At 39.6% G+C, this 22867-nt stretch carries 12 protein-coding genes and 1 pseudogene; 10 read left to right on the forward strand and 3 right to left on the reverse strand.

All coding sequences use genetic code 11. The features are described from left to right. Positions 1–224: 224 nt before the first annotated feature. From WNY79_RS19520 to nth, 8 genes are all read left to right on the forward strand, one after another. On the forward strand, positions 225–2168 hold the full coding sequence (locus WNY79_RS19520) for a GGDEF domain-containing protein (RefSeq protein ID WP_342876673.1): 1944 nt from the start codon (positions 225–227) through the stop codon (positions 2166–2168). Between the two features lie 211 nt (positions 2169–2379). Beyond that, complete coding sequence (gene rsxA, locus WNY79_RS19525; RefSeq protein WP_008134172.1) at positions 2380–2961, forward strand: electron transport complex subunit RsxA; 582 nt, start codon at positions 2380–2382, stop codon at positions 2959–2961. Between the two features lies 1 nt (position 2962). Then, positions 2963–3517: an electron transport complex subunit RsxB gene (gene rsxB, locus WNY79_RS19530; RefSeq protein WP_002960333.1), complete on the forward strand. Its 555-nt coding sequence runs from the start codon at positions 2963–2965 to the stop codon at positions 3515–3517. 8 nt (positions 3518–3525) lie between these two features. Next, positions 3526–6102, forward strand: a complete 2577-nt coding sequence (gene rsxC / locus WNY79_RS19535; protein ID WP_342876674.1) for an electron transport complex subunit RsxC — start codon at positions 3526–3528, stop codon at positions 6100–6102. Continuing rightward, positions 6099–7157, forward strand: a complete 1059-nt coding sequence (rsxD, locus tag WNY79_RS19540) for an electron transport complex subunit RsxD (RefSeq protein ID WP_342876675.1) — start codon at positions 6099–6101, stop codon at positions 7155–7157. The genes rsxC and rsxD overlap by 4 nt, the downstream gene beginning before the upstream one ends. Further along, the gene (gene rsxG, locus WNY79_RS19545) at positions 7154–7795 is read left to right on the forward strand and encodes an electron transport complex subunit RsxG (protein WP_342876676.1); all 642 of its coding nucleotides are present in this window, start codon (positions 7154–7156) and stop codon (positions 7793–7795) included. Before rsxD ends, rsxG begins: the two co-directional genes overlap by 4 nt. Continuing rightward, positions 7792–8490, forward strand: coding sequence for an electron transport complex subunit E (locus tag WNY79_RS19550; RefSeq protein WP_007585346.1), 699 nt, complete (start codon positions 7792–7794; stop codon positions 8488–8490). Before rsxG ends, WNY79_RS19550 begins: the two co-directional genes overlap by 4 nt. A 49-nt stretch (positions 8491–8539) precedes the next feature. After that, positions 8540–9175 carry an endonuclease III gene (gene nth, locus WNY79_RS19555; protein ID WP_342876677.1) on the forward strand — a complete coding sequence of 212 codons (636 nt, stop codon included), beginning with the start codon at positions 8540–8542 and terminating at the stop codon, positions 9173–9175. Positions 9176–9278: 103 nt separating this feature from the next. Here nth and WNY79_RS19560 read toward each other — a convergent pair whose 3' ends face one another. Next, complete coding sequence (locus WNY79_RS19560) at positions 9279–13076, reverse strand: SIR2 family protein (protein ID WP_342876678.1); 3798 nt, start codon at positions 13074–13076, stop codon at positions 9279–9281. 99 nt (positions 13077–13175) lie between these two features. On the opposite strand from WNY79_RS19560, the pseudogene WNY79_RS19565 reads away from it, so the two are divergent. Further along, positions 13176–13424 (forward strand): annotated as a pseudogene (locus WNY79_RS19565) (endonuclease III); the annotation flags it as partial. 442 nt (positions 13425–13866) lie between these two features. Continuing rightward, on the forward strand, positions 13867–15777 hold the full coding sequence (locus WNY79_RS19570) for an aminotransferase class V-fold PLP-dependent enzyme (RefSeq protein WP_024594845.1): 1911 nt from the start codon (positions 13867–13869) through the stop codon (positions 15775–15777). Positions 15778–16149: 372 nt separating this feature from the next. Here the strand turns inward: WNY79_RS19570 and WNY79_RS19575 are convergent, their stop codons facing one another. Together WNY79_RS19575 and WNY79_RS19580 are read right to left on the reverse strand one after the other, a co-directional pair. Then, positions 16150–19113, reverse strand: coding sequence for a TonB-dependent receptor (locus WNY79_RS19575; RefSeq protein ID WP_170072887.1), 2964 nt, complete (start codon positions 19111–19113; stop codon positions 16150–16152). Positions 19114–19634: 521 nt separating this feature from the next. Further along, positions 19635–22667, reverse strand: coding sequence for a TonB-dependent receptor (locus tag WNY79_RS19580; RefSeq protein ID WP_024598711.1), 3033 nt, complete (start codon positions 22665–22667; stop codon positions 19635–19637). Positions 22668–22867 lie beyond the last annotated feature (200 nt).

Here is a 22867-nt window from a genome sequence, read left to right on the forward strand (position 1 = left end):
CCCCCTTAGCTCAGTTGGTTAGAGCGACGGACTGTTAATCCGCAGGTCCCCCGTTCGAGTCGGGGAGGGGGAGCCAATTCTAAGAATTTCATAGACATCTCAAGCTAATTCCACTACTCTTCCTTATATAACTAAAGCATTAGTTTACTCTTTGATGCGCTGTACTTAGTTTATTAATCAAGGACTTGATTCCTTCCCTTTTGAACTATTAAAAGACTGAAAACATGGCTGGATTTAAAAAACTTATTTTTATACAAATTATCACTTGGTTATTGTGTGTTGCAGCAGGAAGCTACTTCATATCTATAAGCTTTGATACTGCAGTAAGTGATGCACAAAAAAATGCGCAAACAACTGTTACTAAGTATATTAATGACCTTTCTTTAGACGATATTTCTGCTCAAAATTTAAAACAATCAATTGCAGATGGTAAAACGTTTTCAAGCTTTACACTAAGAGATTACCAAGGGGCTGAAATATTTAGCATTAACCCCCCTACTCAATTACCAATGTTTGCTGAATTTGTACTCTCTAACTTTAATTCTGTACGCCCTCAATTTGCTGTAAATGATGCCTCAGATATAAAAGTTGAGTTTGTACTTAACATTGAACATTTAGCGTCGCAACTTCAAACGTCCCTCTTTATCGTTATTTTGATTTCTGCGATTTTAGTTATTATTCCAATAATTTTAATGCAATCAATTTTCTATCAGCTAAATAAAAACATAAGTACAACAGTTGCTGACATTATCGATATTTATATCAATCAAAACCAAGTTGATAATGATTTAGAAACAGCGTTAGATGGCACTCGATTGAAAAAAATGGGGAAAGACTTAGTACCTAGTTTTAATCGATTATCTCATTTTTTAAAAAACAAAAACGAAGACATACAAAGCGCTGCTATGACTATTAAGCATGAAGCGTACAAAGATGTAATTACCTCGCTTGGTAATCGTAATATGTTTGTTGAGTACTACGAAAAAAATATTGAAAACACTGAGCAAAGTACATTTGGCTCTTTAGCTATGGTACGTTGTAGCGAACTACAAGCTATAAACCAAACCCGTGGTTATCAAAAAGGTGATGAGTACGTTAAAGGCGTTGCCGATATTATTAAGCACATAAGCGGCACTTACACTGGTAGCCAAGTATTTAGATTAAACAGCTCTGACTTTGCTGTAGTACTGCCCCACACCCCTTTAAAAGAAGCAGAGCGCTTTGGTGAAAATCTACAATCGCGTTTTACTCAGTATCAACAAAACCAAGAGCTAAGCTCTGTTGCTAACACGGGCATTGTCGGTTACGAAAAAGGTAAGCCTTTAGGTGAGCTACTTTCTGTTGTTGATAACGCGATGAGTATGGCGCAATCAAAACAAGTAAACGCATGGCACGTGCAACGAGAAACCGATTTAGTTAATAACGTAAGTGCAGGTTTTGGTAATCAAAACTGGCGTAAGGTTATTAACGAGGTTATTGAATCTAAGCGTGTACATTTAGTTATGCAAAACATTATGCCGCTTGGTAAAAGTATTAAAGCCTACGCTGAAGTACAAGTGCGATTTAAAACAGAAGACAATCAAGTACTCCCTACGGCCTCTTTTTTAGCTATGGCCGAAAAGCTTGATATGGCAATAGAAATTGACCGCCTGATCATCGACTCTTCTCTTGAAAAGGTGAAAAGCCGTAACTTATCCGAAAAGTTTTTTGGTTTAAATGTAACAGCCTCTAGTGCACACAACGATCAGTTTGTAATTTGGCTAGAACGCCGATTATTAAAAGATACGCATATTGCATCTAAACTAGTATTTGAAGTAAGCGAGTTTGGTTTACAGCAAAACATAAAGGCTAGTAAGCGCTTTATCGACATGGTGCACAGAGTTGGCGCACGCGTTACTGTTGAACGTTTTGGTGTTGGCTTGACTTCATTTAAGTTTTTCCGCGATTTAAAACCTGACTTTATTAAAATGGACGCAAGTTATACTCGCGGCCTAGAAGACGATAAAAACAATCAGTACTTTATGCGCTTAATGGTCGATTTAGCCCACCGTATTGGTGTTAGCGTATTTGCTGAGGGCGTTGAGAGCCAAGAAGAGAAACATATAATAGAAACTTTGTGTTTAGATGGCGTTCAAGGTTATTACATAGAAAAACCTAAAGATATTTAATTAGTTTTTAATTAATAAAAAAAGAGCATTCGTTGCTCTTTTTTTGTTTCTGCTATTTGAGTAATTCCTTACATCAAAATCACATTAATTTTACAGCCTTGTGATCAATATGTTTGTCCTTGCGTTTATTTAACTGATAACGACTCGCAAATGTTGTTTATCGGGGCAGAAAAAAGGATAATACGCAGGACTTTAATAGCGTGAGGCACACATGACAGAATATGTCTTGTTATTGATTGGAACCGTTCTGGTTAATAACTTTGTATTAGTACAATTTTTAGGCTTATGTCCGTTTATGGGCGTATCAGGTAAGCTTGATACAGCGATTGGTATGTCTTTGGCAACCACGTTTGTGCTTACCCTTGCCTCTGTAACTAGCTATTTAGTTAACCAATATATTTTAATCCCTCTGGATATCGAATTTTTACGTACCATGAGCTTTATTTTGGTAATTGCCGTTGTAGTGCAATTTACCGAAATGGTTGTACGTAAAACAAGCCCTACTCTATATCGTTTACTAGGCATATTTTTACCGCTGATCACTACTAACTGTGCGGTATTAGGTGTAGCTCTATTAAATATCAAAGAAGATCATTCATTTTTACAATCTGCAGTGTATGGTTTTGGTGCTGCGGTTGGTTTTTCTTTAGTGCTTGTATTGTTTGCAGCACTGCGAGAACGCTTAGCAGCAGCTGACGTTCCTACGCCTTTTAAAGGCGCCTCCATTGCAATGATCACCGCAGGCTTAATGTCGATGGCGTTTATGGGTTTTACTGGATTAGTGAAGTTTTAATATGACTTTGTTTTATGCCTTGATAGCGATTGGCTCGCTAGCACTCGTTTTTGGACTTATTTTAGGATTTGCAGCAATCCGCTTTCGTGTTGAAGGCAACCCTATTGTTGAGCAAATTGATACTATTTTGCCGCAAACTCAATGCGGACAATGTGGCTACCCGGGCTGTCGCCCTTACGCCGAAGCTATAGCCAATGGCGATGAAATAAATAAATGCCCTCCGGGCGGCGAATCAACTATGAAAAAGCTTGCCGGCTTAATGGGTGTTGATGAAAAACCACTTGCAGGCGGCGAGCAAGCAGAACCTATAAAAACAGTGGCTTATATTCGCGAAGATGAATGTATTGGCTGTACCAAATGTATTCAGGCCTGCCCTGTTGACGCTATTTTAGGCGCGACTCGTCAAATGCACACCGTGTTAATTGATGAATGTACTGGCTGTGATTTATGTGTTGAGCCTTGCCCTGTAGATTGCATTGATATGCTACCTGTAGCCGAAACTAAACAAAACTGGAAATGGCAGCTAGATGCTATTCCTGTTACACAAATAGATTAGAGGTTTGAGTGGACAAGTTACTTGAACAAATAAAAAAAGGCACGGTGTGGGCATTTCCTGGCGGCATACACCCACCACAGCAAAAATCACTCTCTAATAGTGCGAGTATCACTCGCCTACCTTTGCCCGACAAACTCATTGTTGCGCTTAAGCAACACATAGGCGCAAACGGTAAGTTACTTGTAGAAAAAGGCCAACACGTCTTAAAAGGCCAACCACTTACAGCGCCTGCTGCTAACTGGTCGGTACCTGTGCATGCGCCAAGCTCTGGTGTGGTTACTGATATTGCACCTATGCCATCAGCACATCCATCGGCCCTACCTGAACTAAGTGTTATTATTGAACCAGACGGCAAAGACGAATGGGTAGCTCTAAATAAAAATAAAAATCCTGCTGAGCTTAGTCATGACGAGCTAATAAATATTATTCACCAAGCCGGTATTAGTGGTATGGGTGGTGCTGGTTTTCCTACTTATGTGAAAGCAGATACTAAGCAGCCTATCGAATTTTTGATTGTAAATGCTGTTGAGTGCGAACCTTATATTACTGCCGATGACGTTTTAATGCGCGAACACGCTAAAGAAGTTATCCAAGGCATTGAAATTATGCAGCAGCTTTTAAACCCAACACTGTGCATTGTGGGTATAGAAGATAATAAGCCAGAAGCTATTGCAGCAATGAAGCAAGCAGCTGAGCATAACTCAAAAATAATTATTCAAACGGTGCCCACTATTTACCCCTCTGGCGGTGAAAAGCAGTTAATTAAATTACTTACCAACCGTGAAGTTCCTAGCATTGGTATTCCTGCCGATATTGGTATTTTAGTGCACAACACGGGTACTTTGTTTGCCGTACAACAAGCCGTTTATGAAGGTAAACCACTCATTGAACGTATAGTTACAGTAACAGGTAACACTATTCATAAGCCAGGAAATGTATGGGCACTACTTGGCACTGAAATAAAGCACTTACTTGATTGCCAAGGGTTCTCGCCTGTACCTCAGCAAAGTGTTGTGATGGGCGGCCCGATGATGGGATTTACGCTACCCACAGTACGTATTGGCATAGTTAAAACAACTAACTGTATTTTAGCGCCCGATCATAAAGAGCTAGCAGAGCCCGGCCCTGAAAAAGCCTGCATTCGTTGTAGTGCTTGTGCCGATGCCTGCCCTGCTTCTTTATTGCCACAGCAATTACAGTGGTTTGCTAAATCAAAAGAGTACGACAAGCTACAAGAGCATAATTTATTTGACTGTATTGAATGTGGTGCTTGTGCATATGTGTGCCCAAGTGAAATCCCTCTTGTACAATACTATCGTGTGGCCAAAGTTGAAATTAAAGAACAGCAAGCTGACAAAATAAAAGCCGACAGAGCAAAAGAGCGTTTTGATGCACGAAAAGAGCGTTTAGATCGCGAGCAAGAAGAACGTCAAAACCGCCATAAACGTAAACCTGCGGCTAAATCTGCTGACGAAAAACAAAAAGTAGCTGAGGCACTAGCCCGTGTTAAAAATAAATCAGATAACGGCGATGAAAAATCAGCTGTTGCTGCCGCTATTGCACGCGCTAAAGCTAAAAAGCAAGAAGGCGAAGAAGTAGAGCCAGACAACAGCGAAGTAGCAAAAGAGCGCGCACTACGTAAAGAACAAGCGCGTAAATATAAAGAGCAAAAATCGCAAACAGATGAATCGGCCGAGACTGCACCCGTTGATGATAAAAAATCAGCAGTAGCTGCAGCCATTGCGCGTGCTAAAGCTAAAAAAGCAGCACAAGCATTAGATAACGCTGAACAAGCAACAAGTGAAGAGCCACAAAGTGATGCCCCTGTTGATGATAAAAAAGCAGCCGTAGCGGCGGCCATTGCGCGTGCAAAAGCTAAAAAAGCGGCTAAAGCACTTGAAGAAGCTGAGCAAACAGCAAGTGAAGTGCCACAAAGTGATGCCCCTGTTGATGACAAAAAGGCAGCAGTAGCGGCGGCCATTGCTCGTGCTAAAGCTAAAAAAGCGGCTAAAGCATTAGAAGACGCTAAGCAATCCGTGAGTGAAGCGCCACAAAGCGATACGCCTATTGATGACAAAAAAGCAGCGGTAGCGGCGGCTATAGCTCGTGCTAAAGCTAAAAAAGCGGCTAAATCATTAGAAGACGCTGAGCAAACCGTGAGTGAAGCGCCACAAAGCGTTGAGCCTGTTGATGACAAAAAGGCAGCCGTGGCGGCGGCCATTGCTCGTGCAAAAGCTAAAAAAGCAGCTAAAGCATTAGAAGAAGCCGAGCAATCCGTGAGTGAAGAGCCACAAAGCGCGGCACCCGTTGATGATAAAAAGGCAGCAGTAGCGGCGGCCATTGCTCGTGCTAAAGCTAAAAAAGCGGCTAAAGCATTAGAAGATACCGAACAAACTCAGCCGCAAGAGCTACAAGTTGATAGCGCAGCACCGAAGAGTGCAGAAAATAACACCGATGACTCATCAGTTCTTATTAACGCAGATAAACCTAAATCAGCCGACGATAAGAAAAAAGCCGCCGTGGCTGCTGCAATTGCGAGAGCAAAAGCTAAAAAGTTACAAAAAGAAGGAAATAATCAGTCATGAAATTAACCATGGCCAGTTCGCCGCATAATCACAGCCATAAATCGTTAACACGATTAATGCTTAGCGTTATTGCTGCGTGTGTTCCTGGGCTAATTGCTCAAGTTTTCTTTTTTGGTACCGGGGTGCTTATTCAGCTAGTACTAGCCCTTGTTGCTGTAAGTGTATTTGAAGCTGCAATAATGCTAATGCGCAAACGCCCTGTTTGGCCTGCATTAAGTGATGGCAGTGCGTGGCTTACTGCCGTGTTATTGGCATTGAGTATCCCTCCACTTGCCCCTTGGTGGATAATCGTGATTGGCTGTTTATTTTCTATTGTTATAGTTAAACAGCTTTATGGCGGCCTTGGGTTTAATTTATTCAATCCAGCAATGGCGGCTTATGTACTGCTTTTAGTTTCGTTTCCGGTGCAAATGACCGCATGGTTGCCTGTTACCGATTTAATAAATACGCCAATAAGCTTTGCTGATCAGCTAAGGCTAATATTCACCGATTTTACGGCCTCTGGGTTTAGCCTAGATCAAGTTCGTGCAGGGGTTGATGGCCTAACAATGGCAACCCCGCTGGATACTGTTAAAACAGACATAGCCCACGGTTTAACCGTTACCGAGAGCATGCAAAAGCCACTATTTAACGAATGGGCTGGCCTTGGTTGGACATGGGTTAATTTAGGCTATTTAGTGGGTGGTTTATACTTACTAAAAGCAAGAATAATTAACTGGCATATTCCTGTAAGTTTTATTGCAAGTTTAGCACTATGTAGTGCGATTGGTTATATCGCATCACCTGGTACAGAGCCGGGCACCCTATTTCACTTATTAAGTGGTGCCACTATGATGGGGGCCTTTTTTATAGCGACCGATCCGGTATCTGCAGCAACAACTAACAAAGGGCGCTTAATTTATGGCGCACTAATTGGCTTACTAATTTATTTAATTCGTACCTTTGGTGGTTTTCCTGATGCCATCGCATTTAGTGTATTACTGATTAATATTGCAGTGCCGCTAATAGACTACTACACACAGCCGCGTACTTATGGCCATGGAGCAGTAAAATGATCATTTCGTCAATGGCTAAAAATGGTGCTATTTTAACTGCGTTTGCGTTAGCAACAACGGGCTTAGTTGCCTCTATCAATGCACTTACTGCCGATAAAATTGCAGAGCAAGAACAACTACAACTTACTGCGCAGCTACAAGAAGTGCTCGACCCAAAATCATACGACAATCAACTATCACAAGATTGCGTAATTATTACTGACGAAAAACTAGGTCCACACGCAGAACAAGTAATTTACCGTGCTCGTAAAAACAATAAACCAGTCGCTGTTGTCATTAGGCATGTTACGCCAAACGGCTACAGTGGCGATATAAATCTATTAACCGCCGTTTTAAGTGATGGCACCATAGCGGGTGTACGCACTACTAAACATGAAGAAACCCCAGGTTTAGGCGATAAAGTAGAAGTTAAAAAATCACTTTGGATCACCGCATTTAAAAACTTAACGGTTGAAGGTGAAGATGACGCTCGTTGGGCTGTAAAAAAAGATGGCGGCCAGTTTGATCAATTTACAGGTGCAACCATAACGCCCCGTGCTGTTGTGGGCTCTGTTAAAAATGCCGTATTGTTCGCACAAACTAATTTTGATGATATTTTTGCAGCACCTAATGCCGAATGTTTAGAGGTAGCTAAATGAGTGAGTTAAAAACATTATACAAAGAAGGTGTGTGGGTAAATAACCCTGCCCTTGTACAGCTTTTAGGTTTATGTCCACTGCTTGCGGTTACCTCAACTGTAACAAATGCCTTAGGCTTAGGTTTAGCAACCTTACTCGTACTAATAGGCTCTAATGTTACCGTATCAATTGTGCGTAACTGGGTGCCAAAAGATATTCGTATACCTGTATTTGTCATGATCATCGCGGGCTTTGTTACAATAGTTCAATTACTTATGAACGCTTATACCTTTGGTTTGTATCAATCATTGGGAATTTTTATTCCGTTGATTGTAACTAACTGCGCCATTATTGGCCGCGCCGAAGCATACGCCTCTAAAAATCCTGTTCATTTATCAGCATTTGACGGCTTAATGATGGGCTTAGGCTTTATGATTGTGCTTGTTGTTTTAGGCGCTATGCGTGAGTTAATTGGTCAAGGTACGCTGTTTGACGGAGCCGATTTATTACTTGGCCCATGGGCACAGAGCCTGCGCATAGAAGTATTTAACTTTGATAACCAATTTTTACTGGCAATTTTACCACCGGGTGCCTTTTTAGGGCTTGGGCTGCTTATTGCTGCAAAAAACGTAATTGACGCACAAATAAAATCAAAGCAAATTGCACCGCCAGAGGCTGAAAAAGGCCCTCGAGCACGTGTTACTAGCTTAACTTAAGGGGAAAGCGTATTAGAGCAATAATTAGCACTAATACGTTTTAAGTTGCATGAATAAAGAAAAACGTCACCAAATACTGTCGCGCCTGCGCGATGATAATCCACACCCAGTTACAGAGCTTGAATATTCAAGCCCGTTTGAGTTACTAGTAGCAGTAACACTCTCAGCGCAAGCAACCGATGTAGGCGTTAATAAAGCCACTCGTAAATTGTTCCCTGTTGCTAATACACCACAAGCCATTTTAGATATAGGCCACGATACACTGCGTGACTATATAAAAACCATCGGCTTATTTAATTCTAAAGCTGCCAACGTTTATAAAATGTGCCAAATTTTAGTGGATGAACATAATAGCATCGTGCCAGAAAATCGTGAAGCACTAGAAGCCCTACCAGGCGTTGGCCGTAAAACCGCTAATGTTGTACTCAATACCGCCTTTGGCTGGCCTGTAATAGCAGTAGACACACACATATTTCGTGTTTCTAATCGTACTAAGCTTGCTATGGGAAAAGATGTTGTTGCCGTAGAACAAAAGCTTGAAAAAGTAGTCCCTGCTGAATTTAAAGTAGACGTGCATCATTGGCTAATACTTCACGGACGTTATACCTGCGTAGCACGTAAACCAAAGTGTGGCAGCTGTATTGTTGAAGACTTATGTGAGTTTAAAGACAAGACTGAAATTTAAGTCACATTAATTAGTATCTAATTTGAGCTTACTTTACTGCTTAATTAAAACTTATCAGGGAGAGTTATAAAACTCCCCCATCTAAAAAATACTATTGAAAAATTTAACTTGGAAGCGCTTTTAACTCAGTGTTTCCCTGATTGAATGGATTTAAACTTGTACCATAAGTTCGTTTTATCCACTTAGCTTGCTTTTCAACTAATGACGAAATATCAGGATTTCCAGGTAATGGATAATCTTCTGGTTTATAACGTCCTAAATTGGGTTGTTTTAATAATAAAAATCTGTGTTGCCAATATCGATAATAATGCTTTTTAGTTAACTCAAACCCTCGTTCATAAATAGTTTCGAAATCTAAACTATCTGCTTTTTGTAAAAACCGAGCATAAAAATAAAGTGCTTGCACATAATAAAACTTAATATGGCTTAAGTCTGGTAATGCTGATTGGTAATACCGAATTATATTCTGATTCGGCTCATTATGTTCTAGCTCAGATGACTGCTCATGCTCGCATGAAAAAGCATACATCAACTTTTTTAAACCTCGCGTATAAGGGTTAACGCTAGCCAACTTATCTATAGCTTCGAAGCTAACATAGGTCTCACGAGATTTAAGATAAGTTAACTGTACCCTGTTTCTATGCTCATTTTCATGTAATTCATCTATGGAATGATTTAGTTGATTTAGATTGATTGCACCATATAAATAATCTTGTGCCTCGTAGTAACTCAAATCAGTTTTAACAAGGCCCATTAAGGGTTCAACATTCATTGCAACTTGAACATTCGAGTGACCCAAAACGACGTACGGATATAAATTAAATTTTATGTTATGAATAATCCAATCAAGTGGATAACCTTCCATCTCATATAGGTTTGCTGCGATATTGTAAACAATTCTTTCAAGCACTCGACCTCTTTCATACTTTCCAGAAAGAGTAGATAGCGACCCAATTGTAATTAAAGATTTTAATTCCTCATAAGCAGCATCGAACTCTCCGTTATAATAGCGCGTCTTAAGTTTAATGAGCTTCCATACCTGCCTTACCTGAAATTCATTACTCCTTGTTACAAACCCTTCAATATTAATTGTTTCAAAGGCAGCTAAAAGTTCAGAATCTAGATTTAAATTATTTGAAAATAGACTAATGTTTTTAACCATCTCAAAGTAATCTTCTACTTCATCTTCACTTCTGATTACATTGCTCTTAGTGCCATAAGTGAGCGCGGCTATCAAATTATTAAAAAGAGATGAGAAAATTAGATTCGACTTTTTATTAGTATCACGAAATTGGTAAATAGACTCCATGAGCTGCTGATTGTATTTAAAAGCTTGCCTGAACAATTCAAACTTGTCTTTTTCTGTCGTATGTTGTTCAAATCGAAAACGAGCAAAACGTTGAATAACCGATTGTAATGAATAAAATCTACCGTAAGCCTCGACTAATGATTTATTTGTAAGTACGGCAATATCTTTATCACTAATCGGCTTTTTCAATTTATTCGACTCTTCGTTTCTATCCTTCATCTTACTTTCTGTTATTAAACGTTTAAAAGTATCGAGGTCTATTCCATCAGGAAATAACGAGAAGGATTCCAATGTACGTTTCTGATGTTCCTCCAATGAACCGTAAGAATAAAGAATGGAAACATAAAGAGACTCTTGACGATTAATATTCAAATCAACTTCATCGTCAAACATTAAAGTTAAGTCTTCTTCTTTAACCTTATTAAAAAAGTCGTCTTCTAACTCTTGCTTTAACTCTTTTAAGCTTTTACCTGTAGGCATCCCATCACAAATTAACTTAATGGCTAACGGGTTATTATTTAGTAGTGGTTCTAGAATTTTTCTGCGAGCAAAGTCTTGATCTTTATCACTTCGATAACCGTTTTTAGTTAGGCGATTAAATAATGCTAACGCTTCTTCAGACTCCATTTGCCGAAATGGCAACACATCTTCCCACTCTGTATTAATGCTTTCTCTTGAGGTCACCAACACATTTGCGTACATTAGTGTTTGCGATAACAATAACCTAACTTGTTCTACTTCTTGCTTGTTTTGGCTTTTATCCGCTTGTTTTAAATACAATAAACTTTCTAAGTTATCAAAAATAAGTAAACGCACTCGCTGATCATGATGTTTTGCTAAGTGACCAAATAAATTATCAGCGGCACGTAAGTTAAAGGCACTGCCGATGTGCATTTCAAGCTGATTGCTACTTGAGATATGTTCACAATCAATAAAATACACACCTGCATCAAAATGCCCGCGATTCGCTAACTCCAATGCCACTTTTTTTGCTATTGTTGTTTTACCTAAGCCTCCACTGCCTTTAATTGTTAATAACCTTTGTTTGTTGGCTGCTTTAGCAAGCTTTTGGCTGATATCCGCTAAATCAGATAAACGCCCTGTAAAGCCTTGCAATTCACTTGTATTAATACCTTTAGGTAGTAATGGTTGATACTTATGCCAATTCTGACGGTTTTCTGGTTTCAGAGATGCTAATAACTCACCGCTAATATGCGCCGATTGGACATCACTTTTATCAATAAAGTGTTTAACATCCGGCCTTTTGAATAGCTGATGCGCTAATTTATCAAGAGGTTTAAGATCTTTGCCTTGTTGATTTAACAGTGGAAAAACCAGTAATGGAAACTTAACTAGCCCTAGTTCTTGCTCATTCAATAGTTTATCTGTGATCAACACTGTTATTTTAGCATTAATTGGTAAGCTACTTTCTAGTTCATCAATTGCTAAGTAATCACTACAAGCGTTGTCGTCTTCAATCAACAATCCACTACTCGTTGTTTTGGCTAATAAAAATAAAATGGAATAATCATCAGCCTCCATTAAATTACTTTCAGTAAAAGCTTGTTGCGAAATAGGATATTTAAACTTTTTAAGTTTTGCGATGATATCCGAATCATCTATTGGTTTATCAAAAGGTGAGGCTGTAAATAGACCAATTTTATCGTGCTTATTTGGTTCTTCCTTAAGTGGTTGAATTGATTCTTTTGGTTGCTGCTCTTGTTGATTTTTGCATTCAACCAATTGATGTACAGCATCAATTAAAGGTTGACCAAAGTCACTAAAAGTAATTGTATTAACTGGGATGCCAGTCAATTTAGCATCAATTGCCTGCTTATCACTTTCTCGTACCAGCGCATAATGAGGACCAGTATTATTATCAAACAATTTATTCTGTTTTACTATTGCAGCCAATAGCTCTGCGTCATCAAGTGAACAACCAATAAAAAGAATAATCTTGTTGCTTAGCAGCTCTTTGAACTTGGTAAGCGCAGCCTGATAGTGTTCTTCAGCATATTCTTGGTATAACCGATTATATGACTGTGGAGTAAGCACCATATGCTTAGGATTTTCGATTTTACCATGCAAATGCCAAAGCATTTCTTGGGAGCCATTGCGTGAAAATTCTGCAAGTCGATTTGTATTTTCGTTATCAAAAGCACAAACATTAACTGATTCTGTATGTGCCCATTCTAATACCTTGTCATAATTTAAGGTTACAAGCCTGTTACTTAATTGCCAAATTGCTTGTGGTAAAGCCTTACAGCTATCGTCCAATTGAGTGAAATCTATTACAAATTGGGATTGCATAAAATCATACCAGCGCCTGCCTGACAATTGCTCTTGAGCTTCTTGTGCAGCTTGTTGGAGCTTTCCTTTCTTCACAAGCAATTTTACTAGATGACTATCATCTAATAACTCTTCATCTTTCAATCTTTCTGCTGCAAAATTAAGTAGTTCAGGCCAAGATGGAAAAGCCCTACTCCCATCTTTGTTTTCGACAGACATAGAAACACCTGCACCAATTAAAGGAATAACGTCATTGCTAGCTAAGTATTTTTTTAAAGATTGGGGAATTAAAAGTTCTTCCATGAAAAATCCATATTGTTTTATTGCGTTAGGCACTATGCCACTGAAAAGCAGAGAAATTCAAGTGCTATTATACTTTCAATCGGACAACTATTTTGCTTATCTTTTGGCTGGCCGACAATTGCTGTAGATACACATATTTTCCGAGTTTCAAACCGTACTAAGCTTGCCATGGGTAAAGATGTTGTAGCTGTAGAACAAAAGCTTGAAAAGGTTGTACCAAAAGAATTTAAAGTAGACGTTCACCATTGGCTAATACTGCACGGGCGCTACACCTGCGTAGCACGTAAACCTAAGTGTGGCAGCTGTATTATTGAAGACTTGTGTGAGTTTAAAGAAAAAACTGATTAGTTCCTAAAGCGCGGCATAAAACCGCGCCTACAAACATAACACCAGCCCCGTAGTCGCGAGTTTACCTGGCGCAATAAAGCACAAGCCCCAATAACGCGGCATAAAACCGCGCCTACAAATACAACGCCGACCCTGTAGTCGCGAGTTTACCTCGCGCAATGAAGCACAAGCTCTAAAACCCCAAAAGCGCGGCATAAAACCGCGCCTACAAATACAACGCCAACCCTGTAGTCGCAAGCTTACCTCGCGCAATAAAGCACAAGCCCCAAAAGTGCGACATAAAGCCGCGCCTATCAATCCATCTAGATAAAATATTTTTATACGTGAGGGCATGTTGGTGAAATTGTACAATTATTAGAACATTATCAAAGTATTAATTTCACAAGTTACATTCCTTTGGTTATGCTAGTGAGCATTATAAAATTATATTGCGAAACCCTCTATGCTACCTCTACTTCGTATCTTGATAATTGAGCAAGACCCAGCCACTTTACAAGGGCTTTCAACGAATCTGTCAAAGACCATTCCTAACTTTGAGCGAGACGATATTCATATCGATATTATTGAGTGCCTCGAGCTGAAGCACGCGCTGGAATGTGTAGAGGAAGATGGTGATATTCAAGCCGTGGTTCTAAGCTGGGATATGCACAACAAAGTGGGTGAGCGGATGTATAGCCGCTTTATTGAAGAGTTAAAGGCAATTCGCCTTGAGTTGCCGGTTTATGTTATTGGCGACGACACAAAAGGGCTGGAGATCGTAAACGAATCAGAAGAAATCGAATCTTTCTTTTTTAAAGATGAAGTGATTTCTGACCCAGAAGCTATTTTAGGTTATATGATTAACGATTTTGACGACCGCTCTGAAACACCATTTTGGACGGCATATCGTCGTTACGTTGGTGAAGCAAACGACTCTTGGCATACACCGGGTCATAGTGGGGGTTCTAGCTTTAGAAACTCACCTTACATCAAAGATTTTTATCAGTTTTACGGCCGCAATGTATTTGTTGGCGACCTGTCGGTTTCGGTAGACTCGCTAGGTTCATTGTCAGACAGCACTAATACCATTGGTCGCGCTCAAGAATCAGCGGCGGCGACGTTTGAAGTTAAGCACACCTACTTTGTTACAAATGGTTCATCTACCTCAAATAAAATCATTTTGCAGACACTCCTGCGCAAGGGAGATAAAGTAATTGTCGACCGTAATTGCCATAAATCAGTACACTATGGCATCTTGCAATCAGCTAGCTACCCCATTTATTTGGCGAGTATCTTAAATCCAAAATATGGTATTTTCGCGCCACCGTCGTTGGCCGACATCAAGTTAGCAATTGAAAACAATACTGATGCTAAATTGCTAGTGCTTACCGGTTGTACCTACGATGGCCTACTTAGCGACCTGAAACAAGTCGTAGATTATGCTCATCAATATGGTATCAAGGTGTTTATAGATGAAGCCTGGTTTGCATACTCTTTGTTTCATCCTAGCTTTCGTCATTATTCTGCAATACATGCTGGGGCTGACTACATCACACATTCGGCGCATAAAGTAGTATCGGCGTTTTCTCAAGCGTCTTATATTCATATTAACGACCCCGATTTTGATGCTGATTTCTTTCGAGAGATTTATAGTATCTACGCTAGTACATCGCCTAAATATCAGCTTATTGCATCGCTTGACGTGTGCCAAAAGCAATTAGAGATGGAAGGCTACAAGTTGCTCAATGCGCTGCTAAATCATGTTGAAGAGTTTAAACAACAGATGGCCTCGCTTAAGCAAATTAAAGTATTAGCTAAGCAAGACTTTATGGAAATATTCCCGCACTTTAGTGGTGATAACATGGGTCACGATCCATTAAAAATCCTTATTGATATTAGTGAGCTACCCTACTCATTAAAAGATATTCATAAATATCTACTGGATGAAATTGGGCTAGAGATTGAAAAATACACACACAGCACAATTTTGGTTTTACTGACGCTTGGCGGCACGCGCTCAAAAATAATTCGTTTGTACAATGCATTGAAAAAGCTAGATAGCGGTAAAGTAAAATTGTCGAAATCGACGCGTAGAGCCCGCTTACCTGAAAACTTACCAGCCATAGACTTGGCATGTATTCCAAGCGATGCTTTTTATGGCGACCGCGAATCTGTGCCTATCAGTAAAAGCAACAACCGCATTTGTGCAGGTTTAGTTACTCCATATCCACCGGGGATTCCGCTTTTAGTCCCAGGCCAGCATATTACTGATGATCATGTTGAATATTTGCAAGAGTTGGCAAGCCAAGGGCTGACGATTCAAGGCAGTTTCGATGGTGAAATTTATGTTCTTAAGGGTAAGGTTAAGAAGTAACGGTATTGGTTTAATACTATCTCGATAATAATACCAATCTGCTTATATACGGGGTCTATTTAACGTTAAGAAAATTACGCTAGAACTAGGCAAAAATTTTTGTATCTAGTTGTTCTAAATAAAAAATTTTTAACGATGTTATAGTGCAATTTAATTCGTTAAATTGATCAAAGATTTATGCAGGTTGGTATAATTACTGCCGGCAGTGTCGCAAGACATTGCCGCTGTAACAGTATTTAGAAGTAAAATACAAAGTGGAATAAATCATTCTCATAAATATTAACTAGTTTTAGTTAAAAAAAAGCAAGCCAGGTGGCTTGCTTTTAGCGTCTTTAAATACACACACTTATAGACTCGATTTAACTATAACTTTTAAAATCTATAGCTTGCGCCAAATGTAATACGGCGGTCTGTAATACCTTGGAAACAAAGTAAAGCACCTTCGTTAACACAAGACTGGCTAACTTCTGATTCAGTTAAGTTAACGGCTTCAATACCGATATTTAGCTGATCGTTCACATCATAACTTATGCTGGCATTAAGCTGCCCTCTGTCTTCTTGAACAACAGGGAAACCCCATGGGAAGCTTGAGGTGCTACCAAAGTCAGTTGAACGGTACCCTTCGCGCCACGTATAACGCGCTCGAGCAGATAGGCCGTATTTCTCATAGTAAAATGTAATGTTATATGCGTTTTCTGACAGATCAATGAGTGATTGCTTAGCACTTATGTCTGCATCAGGGTTACCGGTTGTTAATGCAAAAACAGCATTTGCACGACTCGTTGCGGTGTCAAATGATTCGCCACCAGAAAATTCTTGATAGGTATAGTTAGCAACCACACCAAAACCTGATGCCCATCCTAGTTCTTTTTCAAAATTTGATAAGTCGTATTGAGCTGCAAGCTCGATACCTTGCTGTGTTGTTTCACCAGAATCATTAATAGTAGTTTGCGTAGGAACACATAACCCTACGCCAGCATCTGGGCCAAATACGTTTATGTCAGCAATTGGGTTAAATATGCCGCCGCCTTCACATTCTGGACCAGTTGTATCGCGAAAGCCTGTGCTTGGGTCTTCAAATGGGTCAACTTGCTGTGTAACGTGCAAATCGCTACGTGTTTTATGAAAGTACCCCACACTTAACAAAGCAGCGGGTGCAAAATACCAATCTGTGGATATATCGAAAGAGGTTACTTCTTCTGGCGCTAAGCCTGAGTTACCAATTGAAACGGCACTATTAGGGCTGGTGCCAAACGTAACAGATGTAGATAGGTCATCAAAATCTGGGCGTCTAATATCTTTAGACCAACCTAAACGAACAATCACATCTTCACTTACATTCGCGGCTAAATTAAATCGTGGTAAAAAGAAATCGTAATCACCTTTTGACGTTAGCTGAGTAACCAGTTCGTTGCCACTTCCATCTTGAGTAACAGAGTTACCTAGCGATGTAACTTCAGTCTCTAAATAACGCAGGCCAAAGTTACCGCGAAACATGCCATACTCAAAATTTGCTTGTGCATATAAGGCATGTGTTTCTTCTTCAATATCAAAAAACGCATTTACTTGAGACGTTGGTGAACTTATTGGACCACGATCAGAACCTGTTATTGCATTATTAGCTTCAATCGCTTGGTTAAGCGCTGCTAAAACTGCTTGTGGATCAGAGGATGCAAGCTCTGGGTTTATAAGTAAGAAATCACGAATATAGAGTGCTCGCCCATCACCATCGTTAAAGTTATCTGGGCCCGCTGTTAATAATTGTGCAAATAAATCACCCGTTGGGCTATCAGCCATATTTCTTAAACCAACGTTAGAACGAACTTGATCCGACACACTACTCGTTTTACTGTAGCGGTAACCGAAATCGACTGACGTTATTACATCATCTAAGTAATATGTAAAATCTGTACGAAACGCATCTTCTGTATTTTCTGACTCATCTTGCCCTTGGTTTACGTCACGTAGAACAACATTTGCAGGGTCAAGTAATTGAGCCATTGTTGGCGCGTTTGCCTCACCCGTAGCAATCCCAAACGTAAGTGCATCACCTGTAAGATCATACTCAAAAGGAGTCCCGTTTTCATTTGACGAATTAGTAGCAACATTTGGATTTATAAAATTAAGCGTTGTATTAAAGCTTGGTGTCGTTGAATCAGAACGCGAGGTTGAGGCTTCAACACTTGCAAATAATCTATCGCCTTGCCATTCCCCTCCTATTCTAAATATTTTGCTCTTTGTGATGCGTGAATTAGTATCGCTAGAAAAACGCAAGTTAGGATCGCCACCACCGTCTTCAACCGGAATAACGCCTCTTACAGCCGCTTGAATGCTGCCTAGGTTCTGTCCGTCAAGAGAACCAAAATTAACTGTTTCAAACTCACTCGGTATTGATACATTTCTAAGATCACTTAGGCCAGATGCTTGTACTCTAGAGCTTTCTTGGCGGCGCTCTTGATCGTTAACAACTGCATCAAAAAAGAATTTCATATTATCGTTTGGCGCATATTCAAATGTACCTGCGAAGTTTTTTGTCTCGTATTCGTAATTATCATAATCTTGAATTAAAAATTGTACTGGTAGGAAATCAAATGATTGTGCACTTGCAGCACCGCTATCAGCGGCTACCGAATTATCTCTATCTGCGCGAGGACGAAATGCGGTTACGTCTTGCTCACTGTAACTACCACTAAATACAACACCAAACTTACCGCCCGAATCAAGCTCCCAGTTATCCCCCCAGGCACCAGAAACTCGAGGAGTGACACCGTCTGTTGATAAACTACTATCTTCACCTTGAACTCTAATTGAGCCTAGAGTTTCATTTAACTGTAACGGGCGAATTGTTTTCAAGTTTATTGTTGCGCCCACAGAGCCTTCGATTGTTTTTGCTTCAGGGGACTTAATTACTTCTACACCAGAGATAATTGCTGCTGATACATCTTCAAAACTAATACCACTTCGTCCAGAACCTGAGCCAACTGTTGATACGCCGTTCACTTCTGTACGATTAGCATTGGTACCACGAATTTGAACGCCCGTACCTACCCCTGCTTCACGAGTAATTTGAATCCCTGTTACGTTTTCAAGTACTTCTGCGAGGTTTTGATCTGGTAGCTTACCAATATCTACAGCCTCAATAATTTCAACAAGGCTGTCTGCTGAACGCTTTTGTGCAAGCGCATTTGTAAGCGATTGTCGAATACCTGAAACCTCGATAACCTCAAGATCATCTGCAGCTTTTTTTGGAGCTTCTTGCGCCTGTGTAGACAAAGACATACCAAGTGCAGTTGCCGATATAACTGCCAGTGTAATTTTAGATAACTTGTGACTCATAGTTTTTTTCCTGTGTGTGTGAAATGCTATGTTTAACCAGCTACTTTATTGTTTTTATTAAAAGCCCTTAATTATTACAAAACCTTAACTTTATATTTACACTCAACTATAAAAAGGTCAACCTTTTGGTAATTAATTTAGATCAAATATCATGCAATATGTTATTACCAAAATAGAAAAACCTATCTAACCTTCAAGCTAATAGCAAAACTTACATTTTAAGTTAATGTTATTTATGGTTTTTAAGTTTCATTAGAAATAGGCCTATTAATAACAAGGGTTAGAAGAGTTATCGTTTTAAAAATGAAATAATTTAGGCAGGAAAAATCGATGATGTTAGGCTTACTGAATAAACAACAATATTGGTTAACCAATTCAATTGTTTTAGTCGAGTAGCGTAATTCTGGAGTGAGTTTTTTTGAGTACTGTTAGCTAACGCTATCGAAAATATAAAATTGAAGAATTTGAGGATCAAAAAAGGCGGTAAAACCGCCTTTTTAATATGATTAAGTGTTTAACTATTATAGCTTGTAGCTTAAGCCTAAGAATAAACGTGGGCCGTAGTCATTCACTTCACCTAGGTTACCTTCAACAAAGAAATCTTGTGATTTAGGAGCACTGAACAAGTTAATTGCTTCAGCTTTAACTCTAAAGTGCTCATCAATTTTGTATGATGCGCGCATTTCCCACACACCTACGCCATCAACATAACGAAGTCGAGTACCATTTGTAGTATATGGTTGGAAATACTCACTACGATATTTGTAAATAACGGCAGTATCAAATCCACCTATTTGGTAGTAAAGCTGGCTGCTAAATACATGCTTTGAGAAACCAGGTACTGAAGCCGACTCAATAATACCATCAGTTAATTGTGTAGTATTACCATCTACGTCAGTCTCAAACGTATCGCCGTACAAGCTATCTTGGAACTCAAAATCAGTGTCTGCATAGTTGTAACCAAATTTCATACCGATGCCATTATCCCAGCGGTAAGAAAATGAAGCTTCAAGACCTAATATTTCACTGTCCTCGTCTGATGTAACAGAGTTAGTAATTGGTAATGAAACAGTTTCACCGGCAACAGTAAAATCTTCAATTACTGTTTGTTGTTGAAAACCACCGTTGAACTGTTTGTAGTATAAGCTTAACGCTAAGATTGAATCTTCGTTAGGGTACCATTCAAATGCAGCATCGTAGTTCCACGACATAAGCGGTTGAGTATCTGGGTTACCAGAACCATTTACACCCACCAATAAATCGCTGATTGAAGTTGCTGTACCTTCTGTATCTTCTTGGAATGTACGGCTGTAACCTAAATCAGATGGATCTGCGCGTGACATACCACGGTATATACCAGCTCGGAATAAAATATCTTCACTGTAATCAATAACTAGGTTAAAACTTGGTAAATACTTAGTGTAGTCACCACCGCTTTTTATTTTATCCAATGAACCATTATCAGATTCAACCAGAGAAAGTACACCGGTATCACTTGTTACAACATCAAAGCTATTTCTAAAACCAATCGAAGTTACTTCTGTGTCTACAATACGAAGACCAAAGTTACCGCGAATGAATTTACCAAACATTTCTGTATCGTAATTAGCCATTAAGTACACTGATGTTGTTTTTTCTGTTACATCAATTGTACCTGCATTTTCATATTCAACTTCTGGGTAAGCAAACACACCATCAGCGTTAGAACCAGCTACAGCTTGTGAGAAACATACGTTGTCGTATGTAGCCCATGATGAACCTGTACCGCTATCTACAACGTTACCGTCACTATCAACATTTGTTACAATATCGCCATCAGATACACTCGATAAAAAGCCTGATTCTGGAAAGTCGATTTGACAACCTTGTAATACGTCAAGCGCTTCTGTACCAGAGTCTAGTGTAAATTCGTTTCTTGAACCGTTACCTTGGCTACCACCATACTGTAGGAACGTCATTTCAGATGTTCTAATACCACCTTGTACACTGGTGAAAACGTTACCATCTAGCGCATAGTCAAAATCTAATCGCGCTGAGATAACTTCGTTTTCACGAACATTTTCACGGTCAAGTCGCGTTCTTAGGCTATCTGTAAAGTTTGAAATATCTGTTACATCAAAATCTGTCAGTGTGAAATGAGGGATCTCATCACCCATATCCCAAGAAAAGAAATTACGACCTGATGTTCTACCACGGTTAGATATTTGAAGTTCTTCACGTTCAGTTTTTGAATATGCTAAATCTAGGTCAACAGTTAATCTATCAGTAACTGTATGTTCTATATTTATGCCGTAACCTTGGTAGTTTTCTTCACGAGAAAATTGCTCACCCGCTGATTCAATGCGCTCTTCACCTTCCCAGTGCAAAATACCGCCTACATCGTTAGTAACAAGTGTTGGACCTGTTACACCTGGTGTGGCACGTTTTTGTAAAAAGATTAAATCGTGGCGTGCTTCTTGTTGTGTTCTATCTGAAATTTGCGCATCAAAGTTAACATCCCAATCAGCTGAAGGTTGGTATTGCAGTGCAAAAAACATTGCATCACGCTCATCTGATGTCTCGTTTTGACGGTAGCTTCGGCTACTACCAGTCCAAGCATACGGAGTACCATCACTTACTGCTTTGCCCGTTTCAGGATCAATTTCTGTATCGTAACCTTGGTTGCTACTGCCACTAACTTGGTCTTCACAGTCGCCTGCGCTGCTACGGTAAAAACCTTCATTAGTATTATTTGGATCGTTTAAACAGGCCCATAATGAAGAACCTGATGGGCTAGAGCTTCTGTATTCAGCTTCTGGTTGGCTAATATCTTGGCGCTGTACACCAAAAGACACACCAACAGCTTGGCCGTTATCAAATTCAAACTGGTCAACATAACTAAACGTGCCACGGTAACCCGCGTCACTTTGAAGTGAGTTATCTACATTACCTTCATCAGGGTTGTAGTTTAATTTAACCTCTGCAGATACACGTTGTTTGCCAAAATCAAGTGGAGTTATAGTTTCAAGTGCAATAACACCTGCAACACCACCTTCAATCATTGAGGCATCTTGCGTTTTATATATCGCTACTTTTTTTACAAGTTCAGAAGGAAACTGCGAAAAGTTAACTGAGCGGTCACCACTACCATTAGTCGCTTCACGACCATTAATGTGTGTTGCGCTTAAAAATGGACCAAGTCCACGGATAGTTATTTCAGTTGCACCACCATTTTCACGGTGAGATGCAGCGCCTGTAATTGACTCAAGTGCTTCACCGATAGACAGTGCTGGTAAATCACCAATGTCTTCTGATGACAAGCCATCAACTACCGTTGTTGCTTCACGTTTAATTGCTATTTGGTCCTGTATTGTTCTACGAGTACCTGTAACACTAATTATTTCAACGTCTTCTTCAACTTCTGTCGCTTTTCCCTGATCTTCTTGTGCGCTTGCTGTAAATACGCAAGAACTTGCCATACCTGCGATGACCGCTGTTCTTACCCATTTTGCAACTGGGCGCATTGCAAACTGCCCTGTTGTAGAATTATTGCTATCTCGTGACTTCAACGACATTTGAATTCTCCGCTGGTTGTTGTTGTGTGATTTTAGTGTGTTAGCTTGTTATGCTTATGTATATTTTATGTGTCCTTTGACTTTAATATACTCAAACGCAGTCATATGATCAACCAATTTAGCGTTTTAATATTACCATAAGGTATACCAATTTTTACATAGCGGCATTACCAGCAGGTCAGGCAGGTTTTTCACTAGAA

It is taken from the genome of Pseudoalteromonas sp. AS84, from assembly GCF_038900255.1.
Lineage (GTDB): Bacteria > Pseudomonadota > Gammaproteobacteria > Enterobacterales > Alteromonadaceae > Pseudoalteromonas.